Annotated in this window: 17 protein-coding genes; 15 read left to right on the forward strand and 2 right to left on the reverse strand. The window is 65.9% G+C overall.

Annotation, left to right across the window (positions count from 1 at the left end; all coding sequences use genetic code 11):
• The first annotated feature begins 34 nt into the window (after nt 1-34).
• The 15 genes from rpsA (at nt 35) to mnhG (ending at nt 13,808) form a co-directional block, all read left to right on the forward strand.
• On the forward strand, nt 35-1,723 hold the full coding sequence (rpsA, locus tag BLR24_RS15505) for a 30S ribosomal protein S1 (protein WP_055799200.1): 1,689 nt from the start codon (nt 35-37) through the stop codon (nt 1,721-1,723).
• A 71-nt stretch (nt 1,724-1,794) separates the two neighbouring features.
• Nucleotides 1,795-2,121: an integration host factor subunit beta gene (locus BLR24_RS15510; protein ID WP_093018384.1), complete on the forward strand. Its 327-nt coding sequence runs from the start codon at nt 1,795-1,797 to the stop codon at nt 2,119-2,121.
• 51 nt (nt 2,122-2,172) lie between these two features.
• Entirely contained in the window at nt 2,173-2,517 is a 345-nt protein-coding gene (locus BLR24_RS15515) for a LapA family protein (RefSeq protein ID WP_093018386.1), read from the forward strand.
• A complete protein-coding gene (lapB, locus tag BLR24_RS15520) occupies nt 2,507-3,685 on the forward strand; it encodes a lipopolysaccharide assembly protein LapB (protein ID WP_093018388.1) in 1,179 nt (392 codons plus the stop codon). Before BLR24_RS15515 ends, lapB begins: the two co-directional genes overlap by 11 nt.
• A 147-nt stretch (nt 3,686-3,832) precedes the next feature.
• A complete protein-coding gene (locus BLR24_RS15525; RefSeq protein ID WP_093018390.1) occupies nt 3,833-4,195 on the forward strand; it encodes a ComEA family DNA-binding protein in 363 nt (120 codons plus the stop codon).
• A 225-nt stretch (nt 4,196-4,420) separates the two neighbouring features.
• Nucleotides 4,421-5,389, forward strand: a complete 969-nt coding sequence (locus tag BLR24_RS15530; RefSeq protein ID WP_093018392.1) for a TRAP transporter substrate-binding protein — start codon at nt 4,421-4,423, stop codon at nt 5,387-5,389.
• A 17-nt stretch (nt 5,390-5,406) separates the two neighbouring features.
• A complete protein-coding gene (locus tag BLR24_RS15535; RefSeq protein ID WP_093018394.1) occupies nt 5,407-5,916 on the forward strand; it encodes a TRAP transporter small permease in 510 nt (169 codons plus the stop codon).
• Nucleotides 5,909-7,210 carry a TRAP transporter large permease gene (locus tag BLR24_RS15540; RefSeq protein WP_093018396.1) on the forward strand — a complete coding sequence of 434 codons (1,302 nt, stop codon included), beginning with the start codon at nt 5,909-5,911 and terminating at the stop codon, nt 7,208-7,210. Before BLR24_RS15535 ends, BLR24_RS15540 begins: the two co-directional genes overlap by 8 nt.
• 31 nt (nt 7,211-7,241) lie before the next feature.
• Nucleotides 7,242-7,619, forward strand: coding sequence for a fluoride efflux transporter CrcB (gene crcB, locus BLR24_RS15545; protein ID WP_093018398.1), 378 nt, complete (start codon nt 7,242-7,244; stop codon nt 7,617-7,619).
• A gap of 74 nt (nt 7,620-7,693) precedes the next feature.
• On the forward strand, nt 7,694-10,636 hold the full coding sequence (locus tag BLR24_RS15550) for a monovalent cation/H+ antiporter subunit A (protein WP_093018400.1): 2,943 nt from the start codon (nt 7,694-7,696) through the stop codon (nt 10,634-10,636).
• Nucleotides 10,636-10,989, forward strand: coding sequence for a Na+/H+ antiporter subunit C (locus BLR24_RS15555; RefSeq protein ID WP_093018402.1), 354 nt, complete (start codon nt 10,636-10,638; stop codon nt 10,987-10,989). Before BLR24_RS15550 ends, BLR24_RS15555 begins: the two co-directional genes overlap by 1 nt.
• Nucleotides 10,990-11,030: 41 nt before the next feature.
• Nucleotides 11,031-12,689, forward strand: coding sequence for a monovalent cation/H+ antiporter subunit D (locus tag BLR24_RS15560; protein WP_254787370.1), 1,659 nt, complete (start codon nt 11,031-11,033; stop codon nt 12,687-12,689).
• The gene (locus BLR24_RS15565; protein WP_093018406.1) at nt 12,686-13,177 is read left to right on the forward strand and encodes a Na+/H+ antiporter subunit E; all 492 of its coding nucleotides are present in this window, start codon (nt 12,686-12,688) and stop codon (nt 13,175-13,177) included. The genes BLR24_RS15560 and BLR24_RS15565 overlap by 4 nt, the downstream gene beginning before the upstream one ends.
• The gene (locus BLR24_RS15570; RefSeq protein WP_093018408.1) at nt 13,174-13,452 is read left to right on the forward strand and encodes a K+/H+ antiporter subunit F; all 279 of its coding nucleotides are present in this window, start codon (nt 13,174-13,176) and stop codon (nt 13,450-13,452) included. The genes BLR24_RS15565 and BLR24_RS15570 overlap by 4 nt, the downstream gene beginning before the upstream one ends.
• On the forward strand, nt 13,449-13,808 hold the full coding sequence (gene mnhG, locus BLR24_RS15575; RefSeq protein ID WP_093018410.1) for a monovalent cation/H(+) antiporter subunit G: 360 nt from the start codon (nt 13,449-13,451) through the stop codon (nt 13,806-13,808). The genes BLR24_RS15570 and mnhG overlap by 4 nt, the downstream gene beginning before the upstream one ends.
• 31 nt (nt 13,809-13,839) lie before the next feature.
• Here the strand turns inward: mnhG and BLR24_RS15580 are convergent, their stop codons facing one another.
• Together BLR24_RS15580 and BLR24_RS15585 are read right to left on the reverse strand one after the other, a co-directional pair.
• On the reverse strand, nt 13,840-14,871 hold the full coding sequence (locus BLR24_RS15580) for an XdhC family protein (RefSeq protein WP_093018412.1): 1,032 nt from the start codon (nt 14,869-14,871) through the stop codon (nt 13,840-13,842).
• A 16-nt stretch (nt 14,872-14,887) separates the two neighbouring features.
• The gene (locus tag BLR24_RS15585) at nt 14,888-15,541 is read right to left on the reverse strand and encodes an SRPBCC family protein (protein ID WP_093018414.1); all 654 of its coding nucleotides are present in this window, start codon (nt 15,539-15,541) and stop codon (nt 14,888-14,890) included.
• Between the last annotated feature and the right edge of the window lie 22 nt (nt 15,542-15,563).

Below are 15,563 nucleotides of genomic sequence, written 5' to 3' on the forward strand. Positions count from 1 at the left end.
GCCTGCCAACCCTGCCTGACGGAAGGAACCATAAATGTCTGAATCTTTTGCCGACCTATTCGAAGAGTCCCTGAAGCGTTCCGAAATGCGCACCGGCGAGGTCATCACGGCCGAAGTCGTGCGTGTCGAACACAACCACGTCGTCGTGAACGCCGGCCTCAAGTCCGAAGCGTACGTGCCGATCGAGGAGTTCAAGAACGACAAGGGCGAACTCGAAGTCCAGGCCGGCGACTTCGTTTCCGTTGCCATCGGCAGCGTTGAAAACGGCTACGGCGACACCATCCTCTCGCGCGACACCGCCAAGCGTCTGGCTTCGTGGCTCGCGCTCGAGAAGGCACTGGAATCCGGCGACTTCGTCACCGGCACCACCAGCGGCAAGGTCAAGGGCGGCCTCACCGTGCTCGTCAACGGCATCCGCGCGTTCCTGCCGGGTTCGCTGATCGATACGCGTCCGATCAAGGATCTGACGCCGTACGAAAACAAGACCATGGAATTCAAGGTCATCAAGCTCGACCGCAAGCGCAACAACGTCGTGTTGTCGCGCCGTGCCGTGGTCGAAGCCAGCATGGGCGAAGAGCGCGCCAAGCTGATGGAGACCCTGAAGGAAGGCGCCGTGGTCCGTGGCGTGGTCAAGAACATCACCGAATACGGTGCGTTCGTCGACCTCGGCGGCATCGACGGTCTGCTGCACATCACCGACATGGCATGGCGCCGCGTTCGCCATCCGAGCGAAGTGGTGCAAGCCGGCCAGGAAATCACCGCCAAGATCCTCAAGTTCGACACCGAGAAGAACCGTGTCTCGCTGGGTCTCAAGCAAATGGGCGACGACCCGTGGATGGGCGTTTCGCGCCGCTACCCGCAATCGACCCGCCTGTTCGGCAAGGTCACGAACATTGCCGACTACGGCGCGTTCGTCGAACTCGAACCCGGCATCGAAGGCCTGGTGCACGTCTCCGAAATGGACTGGACCAACAAGAACATCGCTCCGAACAAGATCGTCTCGCTGGGCGACGAAGTCGAAGTCATGGTCCTCGAAATCGACGAAGACAAGCGCCGCATCAGCCTGGGCATGAAGCAGTGCAAGGCCAACCCGTGGCAAGAGTTCGCGCAAAACACCAAGCGCGGCGACCGCGTCAAGGGCCCGATCAAGTCGATCACCGACTTCGGCGTATTCGTGGGTCTGGCTGCCGGCATCGACGGCCTGGTTCACCTCTCGGACCTCTCGTGGAACGAAGCCGGCGAAACCGCCGTTCGCAACTACAAGAAGGGCCAGGAAGTCGAAGCCATCGTTCTGGCTGTGGACGTCGACCGCGAGCGCATCAGCCTGGGCATCAAGCAGCTCGACAGCGATCCGTTCACCACGTTCACCACCGTGAACGACAAGGGCCAGATCGTGACCGGCAAGGTCAAGACCGTGGACGCCCGCGGCGCTGAGATCGACCTCGGAGAAGACATCATCGGCTACCTGCGTGCTTCGGAAATCTCGCGCGACCGCGTCGAAGATGCCCGCAACGTGCTGAAGGAAGGCGACGAAGTCACTGCCATCGTCGTGAATGTGGATCGCAAGACCCGCAACATCCAGCTGTCGATCAAGCAGAAGGACATGGTCGACGAACAAGGCGCCATGGCCAACCTGAGCCAGCAGTCGGCACGCGAAAACGCGGGCACGACCAGCCTGGGCGCCCTGCTGCGCGCCAAGCTCGACAACAACGACAGCAAGTAAGCTGCGTCCGAAGACAGAGCAGGCCTTGGGGCCGCTCTGTCTTTTTTTTCGTCCACGTTTTTGTTTGGCCTATGACCCGCTCTGACCTCGTCGAAGAACTCGCAGCGCGCTTTGCGCAGTTGACGCACCGCGATGCCGAATACGCCGTCAAGACCATTCTCGACGCGATGAGCGACGCGCTGGTACGCGGGCACCGCATCGAGATTCGCGGTTTCGGCAGCTTCTCGGTCAACCGGCGTCCGCCGCGCATCGGCCGCAATCCGCGTTCGGGCGAAAGCGTTCAGATTCCCGAAAAACGGGTGCCGCACTTCAAGCCGGGCAAGGCGCTGCGCGAAGCCGTCGACGCCAAGACCGCCGAGCTGGACGCAAGCAAGGAAGCCAAGGGCCGCAAAGCCTGATATCCGCGTGGATGATGCAAACGTAGAATGCTCCCGGCAACGGGAACGGCTATGAAATACCTCATGTGGCTGCTCAAGGCAGCCATTTTTTTTACGCTTTTTGCTTTCGCGCTGAACAACCAGCACGACGCGACTGTCTACTTCTTCTTTGGCACCTACTGGCGCGCGCCGCTGGTGCTGGTGGTGCTCGCAGCCTTTGCGGGTGGATTGGTCGTGGGTGCGCTCGGCATGCTGCCGGGATGGTGGAAGCACCGCGCCGCCGCAGCGGCCCAGGCGCCTTCCGTGCTCCACCAACACCCCCCCGCCGCGACCGGATCGCCCGCCTCATCGGCGCCTGCACCGGCACCGTCCATCTCCGCCACCGACCTACCCGCCGTACGCCAACATGGACTTTGATCCCAGCTGGCTGCTGATCAGCCTGCCCGTCGCCTTTGTCCTTGGCTGGCTCGCCTCGCGCTTCGACATCCGCCAGCTCAAGCTCGAAAACAGGCAAGCCCCCAAGGCCTATTTCCGCGGCCTCAACTTTTTGCTCAACGAGCAGCAGGACCAGGCCATCGATGCCTTCATCGAGGCCGTGCAGAACGACCCCGACACGCAGGAGTTGCACTTCGCCCTCGGCAACCTGTTTCGCCGGCGCGGTGAATACCAGCGCGCGGTGCGCGTGCACGAACACCTGTTGGGCCGCGGCGACCTGAGCCGCAGCGACCGGGAGCGCGCCCAGCATGCGCTAGCGCAGGATTTCCTGCGCGCCGGCCTGCTCGACCGAGCCGAAGCCGCGCTGCAAAAGCTCGAGGGCACGCGCTACGAAAACGAGGCGCGGCTTTCGCTGCTGGCCATCTACGAGCGTTCGCGCGAATGGACCCAGGCCGCCGACGTGGCGCAGAAACTCGATGAGTCCGACCAGGCGAGCTACAGCACGCGCCGGGCCCATCATCTGTGCGAACAGGCGGCCGAACAGGTGGCCGCCGGCGACCTGGCCGCCGCCAACCGGCTGCTCTCGGAAGCCGTGGCACTCGCGCCGCAGGCGCCGCGCCCTGCCATCGACTCGGCCACACTGCAGTTGCGCAACGGCGAGGCTGCCACGGCCTTCGAAACCCTCGTCGCGTTGAGCAATACCGCTCCCCTCGCGCTGCCGCTGTATGCGGCTGCGCTGCAGCAGGCCGCGGTGGCCGCGCACCGCGAAGGCGAGGCGCTGCAGCTGCTGCAGCGCCGCTATGCCGAATCGCCGTCCATCGACGTGCTCGAGGCGTTGATGGCGCTCGGCGGTTCGCCCGCCCATGCCATGGCAGCCGCGGAAGGCCTGCCGCTCGCACCGCGCGACGGCTACATCGCGCATCTCGCGCAACAGCCTTCGCTGGTGGCCGCTTCGCGCTGGCTGGCCAGCGAGCGCTTCGAACACGAGCAGTTCCATCCGCAAGTGCAGCGCGCACTCGACCAGGCGACGCGGCCGCTGATGCGCTACCGCTGCGCCGCCTGCGGCTTCGAGGCGCACCAGTACTTCTGGCACTGCCCCGGATGCCAAGCCTGGGACAGCTACCCGCCACGCCGCGTCGAAGAACTCTGAGCAACGTTCCGAACATGTTTCGGAACAATGGTGAGCCGAGTCCTTGCGCGGTGCGAGGCAGTCAACGCCTCTTTCCCTGAACTCGTTGAACGCGAGCCGGCGGCTGCGCCGGCGGTCCGAAATCAACAAATCAGGGAGTTTGAAATCATGCTGAAGAAAATCCTGGCCACGCTGGCCATGCTGTTTGCGGCTGCTTCGTTCGCCGCCGTCGACGTCAACAAGGGCACCGCGGCCGATCTCGATGGTGTCAAGGGCATCGGCCCGGCCATGTCCAAGCGCATTCTCGACGCGCGAAAGACAGGCGAGTTCAAGGACTGGCCCGACTTCATGCAGCGCATCAAGGGCGTGAAAGAAAAGAAGGCCGAAAAGCTGTCGGCCGAAGGGCTCACGGTCAACGGCCAGGCCTTCGGTGGCCAAGCCAGCGCACCGGCAGCCGCCAAGGCAGACAAGGCCGCAAAGCCCGTCAAGGCTGCCGCCGTTGCTGCCGATGCAAAGCCAGCCAAGCCCTGACCGAAAGGCCACAACCAAAGACCGCAAGCCAGGTGCCCAGTCCCGCATGCGCGGACTGATGGCAGCCCAAAGCAAAACCGCCCTCGAGGCGGTTTTTTTACGTGCGCCGCAGCACCAGAACATGCTGCCGTGCAACGCCGCGTGGCAGGGAAATGCCTCAGGAGTGGCCCGGAATTTGCACGTATGCTCGTTTCCGTTTTCACTCTCATTCGTTCCGGAGCGCTCATGAATCACAAGTTCGGTATTGCCCTGGCCGGCCTCACCCTCGGTGCCGCAGCCTTCGCGCAAACCAAGTGGGATCTGCCCACGGCCTACCCCGCCAGCAACTACCACACGGAAAATGTCGTGCAGTTTGCAAGCGACGTGGAAAAGGCCTCCGGCGGCAAGCTCAAGATCACCGTTCATCCGAATGCGGCACTCTTCAAGGCGCCTGAAATCAAGCGCGCGGTGCAAGGCGGCCAAGCTCAGCTGGGCGAAATCCTGCTGGTCAACTACCAGAACGAATGGCAAATGTTCGGCGCGGACGGCATCCCGTTCCTCGCCGACAGCTTCGACGCCGCATGGAAGCTCTACCAGGCGCAAAAGCCCGCGCTTGAGAAGAAGCTGGCCGAGCAAGGAATCGCGCTGCTTTACACCGTGCCTTGGCCGCCCCAGGGCATCTACGTGAAGAAGCCGATCTCTTCGGCAGCCGACCTGAAGGGCGTCAAGTGGCGCGCCTACAGCCCCGCAACCGCGCGCGTCGCCGAACTCGTGGGCGCGCAGCCGGTCACGGTGCAGCAGGCAGAACTCTCGCAGGCCATGGCCACGGGCGTGATCGAGTCGTACATGTCGTCGGGCTCCACCGGCTACGACACCAAGACCTACGAATACATCAAGAACTTCTATGACACCCAGGCCTGGCTGCCCAAGAATGCGGTGCTCATGAACAAGAAGGCCTTCGACGCGCTGGACAAGCCCACGCAGGAAGCCGTGCTCAAGGCCGCCGCCGAAGCCGAGAAGCGCGGCTGGGACCTGTCGAAGAAAAGGACCCTCGAATACCTCGACCTGCTCAAGAAGAACGGCATGACCATCCACGTCCCTTCGGACCAGCTCAAGGCCGACATGAAGAAGGTGGGCGACACCATGCTCAAGGAATGGCTCGAAAAGGCCGGCGCCGAGGGCCAGGCCGTGGTCGACGCGTACAAGAAGATGTGACGCGGCGCTGCCCACCGATGCGCAAGACACTCGATTTCCTCTACAACAGCGCCGCCGCCCTGGCGGCGCTTTTCTTGGTCGGCCTGCTGGTGATGGTGCTGCTCTCCATCGTCGGGCGGCAACTCCATTTCAACCTTCCGGGCATCGACGCCTATGCGGGCTACCTGATGGCCGGCGCCGGTTTTCTCGCGCTCGCGCACACGCTCAAGCGCGGCGAGCACATCCGCGTGACCCTGGTGCTGCAGAACCTCCCGCCCGCGGCGCAGCGATGGCTCGAACGCTGGGCCATGGGCGCGGGCGCCCTGCTCGCGGTGCTGTTCGCGTGGTACAGCGCACGGCTGGTGTTCCAGTCCTACGACTTCCACGACATTTCCACCGGCAACGACGCCACCCCGCTGTGGCTGCCGCAGCTCTCAATGGCCATCGGTGCGCTGGTGTTCGCCATCGCAGCCTTCGACGAGTTCGTGATCGAGTGGCGAGGAAGACCGGCCAAGCCGGTCGAAACGGAGGCACTGCGCCATGAATGACATCGCCGTTGCAGGCCTGCTGATCGCCGCGCTATTCCTTATCCTGGGCAGCGGCGTATGGATCGGCCTCACGCTCTCCGGCGTAGCATGGATCGCCATGCAGATTTTTTCGTCGCGCCCAGCGGGCGATGCCATGGCCGTGACCATCTGGGGCTCGGCCTCGGGCTGGACGCTCACCGCCCTGCCGCTGTTCATCTGGATGGGCGAGATCCTGTTCCGCACGCGGCTCTCGCAGGACATGTTCAAGGGGCTCGCACCCTGGATGCAAAGTCTGCCCGGCCGGCTGCTGCACACCAACGTGGTGGGCTGCGCGGTGTTCGCGGCGGTGTCGGGTTCGAGCGCGGCCACCTGCGCCACGATCGGCAAGATGAGCCTGCCCGAACTCAAGCGCCGCGGCTATCCGGACGACATGGTGATCGGCACGCTGGCCGGCGCCGGCACGCTGGGTCTCTTGATCCCACCGTCGATCATCATGATCGTCTACGGCGTGAGCGCCGACGTGTCCATTGCGCGGCTGTTCATCGCGGGCGTGATTCCAGGCATCATGCTCGCGCTGCTGTTCTCGGGCTACATCGTGTTCTGGGCGCTGCGCCATCCCGACCGCATTCCGCCAGCCGATACCAGCCTGCCTTTCGTCCAGAAACTGAAGGCCTCGCTATCGCTGATCCCGGTGGCGCTGCTGATCCTCTCGGTGCTCGGCTCCATCTACGCCGGCATTGCCACGGCCACCGAAGCTGCGGCCGTCGGCGTCGTGGGCGCCATGGTCATCTCGGCCGCGCAGGGTTCGCTCAGCTGGCACAGCTTCAAAGAGGCGCTACTCGGCGCCACGCGGCTCTATTGCATGATGGCGCTGATCCTCGCGGGCGCGGCCTTTCTCACGCTCGCCATGGGCTACATCGGCCTGCCGCGCCATCTGGCCGAATGGATCGGCTCGCTCGGCCTCTCGAAGTTCCAGTTGATCATCATGCTCGCGGCGTTCTACGTCGTGCTGGGCTGCTTCCTCGACGGCATCTCGATGGTGGTGCTCACCATGGGGGTCATCATGCCGACGGTCATCGCCGCCGGCATCGACCCGATCTGGTTCGGCATCTTCATCGTGCTGGTGGTCGAGATGGCACAGATCACGCCGCCCGTAGGCTTCAACCTTTTCGTGCTGCAGGGCATGACGGGGAAGGACCTGCTCTACATCGCGCGTGTCACGTTGCCGATGTTCTTCCTGATGGTGGCGGCTGTGCTCATCATCTACTTCGTGCCGCAGTTGGTCACCTGGCTGCCGCAGCAGATGGCGCCCTAGAGGGTCTCACGCGTCCCCCACAATCGCCTCCATGCTGCTTCCGATTCTTGCCATCTGTATGGGCGCCTCCGTCGGCGCGCTGGCGCGCTGGGGCCTCGCACTCTGGTTCGGCGCCGGCGGACTCATGCCATGGGGCACGCTGGCCGCCAACCTGATCGGGGGCTACCTGATCGGGGTGGCGATTGCCGTGTTCCAGCTGCTCCCCAACCTCGATCCGATCTGGCGGCTCGCGCTCGTCACGGGCTTCCTGGGCGGGCTCACGACCTTCTCGAGTTTCTCGGCCGAGGTCGTGACCATGTTGCTCCAGGGCCGGCCTGGCGTGGCGGCGGTCACTGCCACCGCGCATCTCGGCGGCTCGCTCTTCTTCACCTGGCTGGGCATTCGCAGCGTGCAGGCGCTGGCCGCCTGACACCTCCAAAGGGCGGCTGCAGGGCCTGTCTTAGAAGCGCCTTTTCCAGAGGCTGGTCGATAGAATCGATCGCAATGCCCCTGGTCTTTCTCGTCGCTCTTCCCTTCATTGCCAGCGTGCTGGCCGCGTTGATGCCGTCGAACGCGCGGAATCGGGAATCGACCCTGGCGGGACTCGTCGCGCTGGGCTGCGCGTTGCAGGCCGCATGGATCTTTCCGCAGATCGCGCACGGCAACGTGCTGCGCCAGGAGATCGAGTGGCTGCCGGAGCTGGGCCTCAACCTCGTGTTCCGCATGGACGGCTTTGCATGGCTGTTCTGCATGCTTGTGCTCGGCATCGGCGCGCTGGTGGTGCTGTATGCGCGCTACTACATGTCGGCCTCTGACCCCGTGCCGCGCTTCTTCTCGTTCTTTCTCGCGTTCATGGGCGCGATGGTGGGCGTGGTGCTCTCGGGCAACCTGATCCAGATGGTGCTGTTCTGGGAACTCACAAGCCTGTTCTCGTTCCTGCTGATCGGCTACTGGCATCACCGGCGTGACGCGCGGCGCGGCGCGCGCATGGCGCTCACCGTCACCGGTGCCGGCGGGCTCTGCCTGCTGGCGGGCACGCTGGTGCTGGGCCGCATTGCCGGCAGCTACGACCTCGACGTGGTGCTGGCCTCGGGCGACGCCATTCGCGCGCATGCGCTGTATCCCGTCGCACTGGTGCTGATATTGCTAGGCGCCTTCACCAAGAGCGCGCAGTTCCCTTTCCACTTCTGGCTGCCGCGCGCCATGGCGGCACCGACCCCCGTCTCGGCCTACCTGCATTCGGCCACCATGGTGAAGCTCGGCGTGTTCCTGATGGCACGGCTGTGGCCGGTACTCTCGGGAACCGAGCAATGGTTCTGGCTGGTTGGCGGCGCGGGCGCGATCACGCTGCTGCTTGGCGGCTTTGTGGCCATGTTCCAGCGCGACCTGAAGGCGCTGCTCGCATACTCGACGATCTCCCACCTCGGGCTCATCACCCTGCTGCTCGGCCTCAACAGCCCGCTGGCCGCGGTGGCGGCCGTGTTCCACGTCATGAACCACGCGACCTTCAAGGCATCGCTCTTCATGGCCGCCGGCATCATCGACCACGAGAGCGGCACGCGCGACATCCGCAAACTGAGCGGCCTGCTGCGGCTGATGCCGATCACCGGCACGCTGGCCATCATCGCGAGCGCCTCGATGGCCGGCGTGCCGCTGCTCAACGGCTTTCTCTCGAAGGAAATGTTCTTTGCCGAGACGGTGTTCATCCAGGCGACGCCCTGGGTCAACGTGAGCCTGCCTATCATCGCCACCGTCGCGGGCATCTTCAGCGTGGCGTACTCGGCGCGTTTCGTGTTCGACGTGTTCTTCGGTCCGCCGTGCGGGCCCGAGGTGCCGAGGCAACCGCACGAGCCGCCGCACTGGATGCGCGTGCCGGTCGAGCTGCTGGTGCTGGTCTGCCTGGTGGTCGGCGTGGCGCCGGCCTGGTCCATCGGCGCGCTGCTCGCGGCCGCCGCCTTGCCCGTAGTGGGCGGCGTGCTGCCTGAGTACAGCCTGGCCGTATGGCACGGCTTCAACCTGCCGCTGGCGATGAGCTTCGTGGCGCTGGCGGGCGGCGTGGTGCTGTACCTGTCGCAGCGGCGCCGCCGCGCGCGCGGCGAGCTCGAACGCACGCCGCTGCTGCACCGCTTCGACGGCCAGGCCATCTTCGAGCACCTGCTTGCGCAACTCAGCGAAGCCGGCCGGCGCAGCCGCCGCGTGCTGGGCACCCGGCGCTTGCAGGTGCAGTTGCTGCTGCTGATCGCGGTCGCGGGCGTGGGCGCCGCGGTCTCGCTCTGGACCGCACCCGTCACGCGCGGCACCCGCGAATTGCTGCCGTTCTCGACGATGTTCGCGATGACCTGGTTCATCGGCGGCGTCTGTGCACTGGCCGCGGCGTGGCAGGCCAAGTTCCATCGGCTTGCCGCGTTGATGCTCGCCGCGGGCGCGGGCCTGGTGTGCTGCGTGACCTACATCTGGTTCTCGGCGCCCGACCTTGCGCTGACGCAGCTCGTGGTCGAAGCCGTGACCACGGTGTTGATCTTGCTGGGCCTGCGCTGGCTGCCGATGCGCAGCAAGGACGCCGTGCAGTCCGCGCGCACCCGGCTGCGCCCCTGGGGCCGGCGCGGGCGCGACCTGCTGGTGGCCACGGCCGCCGGAAGCGGCATGGCGGCGCTGGCCTGGATGATGATGACGCGCCCGTTTCCGCAAAGCATCTCGCCGTTCTTTCTCGAGCGCGCACTCACCGAGGGTGGCGGCACCAACGTGGTCAACGTGATGCTGGTCGACTTTCGCGCTTTCGACACCTTCGGCGAAATCACCGTGCTCGGCGTGGTGGCGCTCACGGTCTATGCGCTGCTGCGACGCTTCCGGCCGGCGCGCGAATCGATGGCGCTGCCGGTGCAGCAACGCGCGCAGGCCGACGATGGAAGCAGCGACCTGCTGAACCCGCGCCTCGCCAAGGACACGGCCGTGGGCTACCTGATGGTGCCGGCCGTGCTGGTGCGGCTGCTGCTGCCGCTCGCGGTGCTGGTGTCGGTCTACTTCTTCATGCGCGGGCACAACGCGCCGGGCGGCGGCTTCGTCGCGGGGCTGGTGATGTCGGTGGCGCTGCTGCTGCAGTTCATCGTCTCGGGCACCGAGTGGGTGGAAGAGCATCTGCGCATCTACCCGCGCCGCTGGATCGCCGTCGGCCTGCTGCTTGCGCTGGCCACCGGAAGCGGCGCGGTAGTGTTCGGCTATCCGTTCATGACCACGCACACCGCTCACCTGCATCTCCCGGTCCTGGGCGAGCTGCACGTGCCGAGCGCGCTTTTCTTCGACATCGGCGTGTTCGCGCTGGTGCTCGGCGCCACCATGCTGATCCTCACCGCGCTGGCCCACCAATCCATTCGCAGCCACCGCTGGGCCGACGAGCAGCGCGAAAAGGAAGCCCTGGCCCAGGCCGAGTCGGTGGAGGGAGTGCACTGATGGAAATCGTGCTCGCACTCGCCATCGGCGTGCTCACCGGCTCGGGTGTGTACCTGCTGCTGCGTCCCCGTACCTTCCAGGTGATCATGGGCCTCACGCTCATCTCCTACGCCGTCAATCTGTTCATCTTCAGCATGGGCCGGCTCAAGCTCGACAGCGAACCCGTGCTGGTCAAGGGCTTCACCGCCACGCTCGCGAACACCGCCGATCCGATGCCGCAGGCCCTGGTGCTGACAGCCATCGTCATCGGCTTTGCGATGACCGCGCTGTTCCTCGTCGTGCTGCTGGCCTCGCGCGGCCTTGCCGGCACCGACCACGTGGACGGCGAAGAGCGGAAGGGGGCGGCGGAGTGACGGCGCTCATCCAACTTCTCGACCGGTTGCTCGAATTCAGCATGCCGCATCTCGTGGCGGTGCCGATCCTCGTGCCGCTGCTCACGGCCGCACTGATGCTCCTGCTCGGTGAAAGGCGCCGCCGCACCAAGTCGGCCCTGAGCGTGGTCTCGGGGCTGATGGGCCTGCTGGCGGCGCTGGCGCTGTTGCGCTGGGTGAATGCCCCCGGCACCGGCGACGGACCCGGTTCGATCGGCGTCTACCTGCCCGGCAACTGGCAAGCGCCCTTCGGCATCGTGCTGGTGGCCGACCGGCTGTCGACCATGATGGTGGCGCTCACTGGCGTCGTCGCCTTCGCGGCCTCGATCTATTCCACCTCGCGATGGGACCGTGCCGGCGTGCATTTCCATCCGCTCTTGCAGCTGCAACTCATGGGCCTGAACGGCGCCTTCCTGACGGGCGATCTGTTCAACCTGTTCGTCTTCTTCGAGGTGATGCTCGCCGCGTCCTATGGACTGTTGCTGCACGGTTCGGGGCGGCTGCGCGTGCAGGCCGGGCTGCACTACATCGCCATCAACCTGGCCGCCTCGTCTCTCTTCCTGATTGGCGCGGCCCTGCTCTATGGCGTGACCGGCACACTCAACATGGCTGACCTTGGCATGCGCATCGCCGAGCTCGCGCCGGCCGATCGTGGCCTCGTGCATGCCGCCGCCGCCATTCTCGCGACGGCCTTCTTCGCCAAGGCCGGCGCGTGGCCGCTCAACTTCTGGCTGGTGCCGGCGTACAGCGCGGCGGTGTCGCCCGTGGGCGCCGTCTTCGCGCTGCTGACCAAGCTCGGCATCTATACGCTGCTGCGACTGTGGACCCTGTTCTTCGCGCCCGATGCGGGCGCCTCGACCGCCTTCGGTCAATCGGTACTCATCGCGATCGGCCTGGCCACGCTGTTCGCCGGGGCCCTCGGCATCGTGGGCACGCAGCGGCTCTCCAACCTTGCAGGCTTCAGCGTGCTGGTGTCGGCCGGCACGCTCATCGCGGCCATCGGCCTCGGGGAACCGGCCGTGTGGGCGGGCGCGCTTTATTACCTGCTGAGTTCCACGCTCGCGGTCAGCGCCTTCTTCCTCTTGATCGACATGATCGAGCGCTGGCGCAACGCCGGCCTGAGCGTCGCGCCGCATGAGCAGGCAGGCAATGCGCCGTTCCTGGCGGAAGACCTGCGCGTGCTCGACGACGTGAATCTCGACGACGAAGCGCAGGCGCTCTACGGCCGCGCCATTCCCGCGGGCGTGGCGTTCCTGGGCCTGAGCTTCATCGGCTGCACCCTACTGCTCGCGGGCCTGCCGCCGCTCTCGGGCTTCGTGGGCAAGTTCGCGATGCTGTCGGGTGCCTTCGTGACCAGCGGTACCTCCACGGCCGCATGGATCTTCCTGGCGCTGTTGATCGCCTCGGGCTTCCTGGCGCTGATTGCGCTGAGCCGCACCGGCATGCGCCATTTCTGGACCCAGCCGCACCCCACCATGCCCGCCCTGCCCGCGCTCGAGGTGCTGCCCGTGGCGGGGCTGCTCGCGGCTTGCGTGGCATTGACGGTGTGGGCCGGCCCCGTCATGCGCCACGCGCTCATCACCGCCGAAGGGCTGCACGCGCCCGCGGCGTATCGCAATGCGGTGATGAATGCGCGGCAGGTTCCCAATCCGGTGGCTCCGGCGAAAGGCCCTGCCCCATGAAGCGCTGGATTCCTTCGCCGCCGCTGTCGATCGCGCTGTTCGCCGTGTGGCTCCTGCTCAACCAGTCGCTGGAGGCCGCCACGTTGGCATCCGCGCTGGTGCTGGCCATTGCGGTTCCGCTGCTTACCGAGGGCCTGCGGCCCGCCACCGTTCGCATGCGCAAGCCCTGGGTTGCGCTGCGGCTCGCGGGTCGGGCCTCGGCCGACATGCTGCATTCCGCGCTCTTCGTGGCGCGCCGGCTGCTCACGCGCCGCACCTCGCGCATCGCATCGAAGTTCGTGAACGTGCCGCTCGAGTTGCGCGACCCGAACGGGCTCGCGGTGCTGGCCATGATCATGTGCCTCACGCCCGGCACCGCCTGGGGCGAAATCTCGTTCGACAGCAGTACGCTGCTGATCCATGTGTTCGACGTCGAAGACGAAGCCGCTTTCATCGCCACGATCAAAGAGCGCTACGAGCACCCCTTGATGGAGATCTTCGAATCATGACGCCTGTGCTCTTCTGGGCCTTGAAACTCGCGCTGCTGCTGCTGGCCGTGGCCATGCTCTGCGCGCTCGCCCGCCTGCTGATCGGCCCGAGCGCGCAAGACCGCGTGATGGCGCTGGACTGCCTCTACATCAACGGCATGCTGATGATGCTTGTGCTCGGCATCGTCTATGCAAGCAACGTGTACTTCGAAGCGGCCATGCTCACGGCGCTGTTCGGCTTCGTCGGGTCGACGGCCATGGCGAAGTTTCTCTTGCGTGGGGAGGTGATTGAATGAGCGATTTCATCGTGGGGCCGCTGCCCCTGTGGGCAGAAGTCGTCACCGCCGTGTTCGCCGTTCTGGGCGCGGCCTTTGCGGCCATCGGCTCCTTCGGTCTCGTGCGCCTGCCCACCTTCTTCCGCCGCATCCATGCGCCAACGCTCGGTGCCACGGCGGGCGTGTGGTGCATGACTATTGCCACCATCGTCTATTTCTCGGTGCAGGGTTACAGCCTGTTTCTGCATGCCGTGCTGATCGTTCTCTTCATTGCGCTCACCGCGCCCATCACCACCATCTTCCTGATGCGCGCCGCACTCTTTCGCGAACGGCAAAAAGGCGGCGACGTGCCGCCGGCGGCAAAGTCGGCCGACTGACCTGACTGACACGGCCGGGCGGGCGATTCATTCAGCTCATGGCGAGCTGCTGCATGCCCTTGGCGCGCGCCACTTCCATTTCGCGCGGCAGCGTCACCGCGTTCTTCACCGCAAGAATCTCGGCCATCACGCTCACCGCGATTTCCGGCGGCGTCTTGCTGCCGATGTAGATGCCGATGGGTCCACGCAAACGCGCGAGCGATTCGGCGGTCTGATCGAAGTGCTCGATCATGCGGTCGCGCCGCGCCTCTGCATTGCGGCGCGAGCCGATGGCGCCCACGTAAAAGGCCTCGCTCTGCAAGGCTTCGAGCAGCGCCAGGTCGTCGAGCTTGGGATCGTGCGTGAGCGCGACCACGCAACTGCGCCGGTCGGGCTTGAAGGCCAGCACCGCGTCGTCGGGCATCTCGGTGGTGATCTCCACGCCCGGCAGGGACCACGCGGTGCGGTACTCGGCGCGCGGATCGCACAGCGTCACGGCAAAGCCGCTGAACTTGGCCATCGTCGCGAGGTATTCGGCCAGTTGCCCCGCGCCGATCAGCAGCATGCGGTACTCGGGGCCGAAGGTGTTGGTGAGCTCGGTGTCGTTCACCTTGAGCGCGTCGGGCGCGGTTGCCTCGGCCAGCCGCGCGGCGCCGGTCGCGAGCGTGACGGTGCGCTGCATGAGCTTGCCTTGCTCGAGCTCGGCCACCAGCGTGTCGAGCGAGGCCGCATCGGGGTCGTATTCGAGCAACAGCTCCAGCGTGCCGCCGCAGGGGAGCCCGAAACGATGCGCCTCGTCGGCCGTAATGCCGTATTTCACCAGCGCGGGCGGCGCGCCCGGCGGCACCTCTTCGCCCTGACCGTTGTTCGCGTGGGCGTGGCTGTAGCGGGCGATCAGGTCGTCCTCGATGCAGCCGCCGGAGACCGAGCCCACCACCGCACCGTCGTCCGCCAGCGCCATGATCGAGCCGACCGGCCGCGGCGACGAGCCCCAGGTGCGCACCACCGTGGTCAGCAGCGCGCGCTTGCCGGCCTGCCGCCAGTCGCGCAGCGTGCGCAGCACCATGACGTCGAGATTTTCCATGGCGTTGTCCGTGTCCTCAGCTCGCGTCGTCCGATGCGGCGGACGCATCCTTGTCGTCCTTCTTGCCGAGGCCGATCTTCTTCATGAAGCCGGACATGACGCCCGCCTTCTCCGCAGGCGCCTCCGCCGTTTCTTCGGCGGCGACCGGCGGCGGGCCGTAGCGGCTTTGCATTTCAGCTTCGAAGCGCTTGAAGAAATCGTCGGCGGTCGACTTGGCGGCGCCGTCGATGAGGCGTTGGCCCAGTTGGGCGATCTTGCCGCCGACCTGCGCCTGCACGGTGTAGTCGAGTTCGCAGCCGGCCGGCGAAGGCGCGGCTCCCCCGGAAGCGCCTTCCGCCCCATCGATGGCCGGCGGCACGGCCGCGGCACCGTCCAGCGGCCTGAGCGTCACGCTGGACGAGCCCTTGGCAAACCCCGCCACACCGCCCTGCCCCTCGAAGGTGAGCTTGTAGCCGTCGGGCGCGACGATGTCCGACAGCGCCACCTTGCCGTTGAACTTGGCCGACACCGGGCCGATCTTGACCGCCAGCGCCACGCTGTACTGGTTATCGCCCGTGAGCTCGAACTTGTCGCAGCCGGGGATGCACTTCTTGAGCGTCTCGGGATCGTTGAGCGCTTCCCACGCCTGTTGTTGCGTGATGCCGAGGCGGCGGTTTCCGAGCATTTCCATGATGGAGTTTCCTTTTGTCTTT

This window comes from Variovorax sp. OV700, from assembly GCF_900099805.1.
Lineage (GTDB): Bacteria > Pseudomonadota > Gammaproteobacteria > Burkholderiales > Burkholderiaceae_C > Variovorax.

Coding starts and splice junctions, on each gene's coding strand:
- rpsA (WP_055799200.1), top strand. CDS start 35: ATGTCTGAATCTTTTGCCGACCTATTCGAAGAGTCCCTGAAGCGTTCC.
- BLR24_RS15510 (WP_093018384.1), top strand. CDS start 1,795: ATGACCCGCTCTGACCTCGTCGAAGAACTCGCAGCGCGCTTTGCGCAG.
- BLR24_RS15515 (WP_093018386.1), top strand. CDS start 2,173: ATGAAATACCTCATGTGGCTGCTCAAGGCAGCCATTTTTTTTACGCTT.
- lapB (WP_093018388.1), top strand. CDS start 2,507: ATGGACTTTGATCCCAGCTGGCTGCTGATCAGCCTGCCCGTCGCCTTT.
- BLR24_RS15525 (WP_093018390.1), top strand. CDS start 3,833: ATGCTGAAGAAAATCCTGGCCACGCTGGCCATGCTGTTTGCGGCTGCT.
- BLR24_RS15530 (WP_093018392.1), top strand. CDS start 4,421: ATGAATCACAAGTTCGGTATTGCCCTGGCCGGCCTCACCCTCGGTGCC.
- BLR24_RS15535 (WP_093018394.1), top strand. CDS start 5,407: ATGCGCAAGACACTCGATTTCCTCTACAACAGCGCCGCCGCCCTGGCG.
- BLR24_RS15540 (WP_093018396.1), top strand. CDS start 5,909: ATGAATGACATCGCCGTTGCAGGCCTGCTGATCGCCGCGCTATTCCTT.
- crcB (WP_093018398.1), top strand. CDS start 7,242: ATGCTGCTTCCGATTCTTGCCATCTGTATGGGCGCCTCCGTCGGCGCG.
- BLR24_RS15550 (WP_093018400.1), top strand. CDS start 7,694: ATGCCCCTGGTCTTTCTCGTCGCTCTTCCCTTCATTGCCAGCGTGCTG.
- BLR24_RS15555 (WP_093018402.1), top strand. CDS start 10,636: ATGGAAATCGTGCTCGCACTCGCCATCGGCGTGCTCACCGGCTCGGGT.
- BLR24_RS15560 (WP_254787370.1), top strand. CDS start 11,031: ATGCCGCATCTCGTGGCGGTGCCGATCCTCGTGCCGCTGCTCACGGCC.
- BLR24_RS15565 (WP_093018406.1), top strand. CDS start 12,686: ATGAAGCGCTGGATTCCTTCGCCGCCGCTGTCGATCGCGCTGTTCGCC.
- BLR24_RS15570 (WP_093018408.1), top strand. CDS start 13,174: ATGACGCCTGTGCTCTTCTGGGCCTTGAAACTCGCGCTGCTGCTGCTG.
- mnhG (WP_093018410.1), top strand. CDS start 13,449: ATGAGCGATTTCATCGTGGGGCCGCTGCCCCTGTGGGCAGAAGTCGTC.
- BLR24_RS15580 (WP_093018412.1), bottom strand. CDS start 14,871: ATGGAAAATCTCGACGTCATGGTGCTGCGCACGCTGCGCGACTGGCGG.
- BLR24_RS15585 (WP_093018414.1), bottom strand. CDS start 15,541: ATGGAAATGCTCGGAAACCGCCGCCTCGGCATCACGCAACAACAGGCG.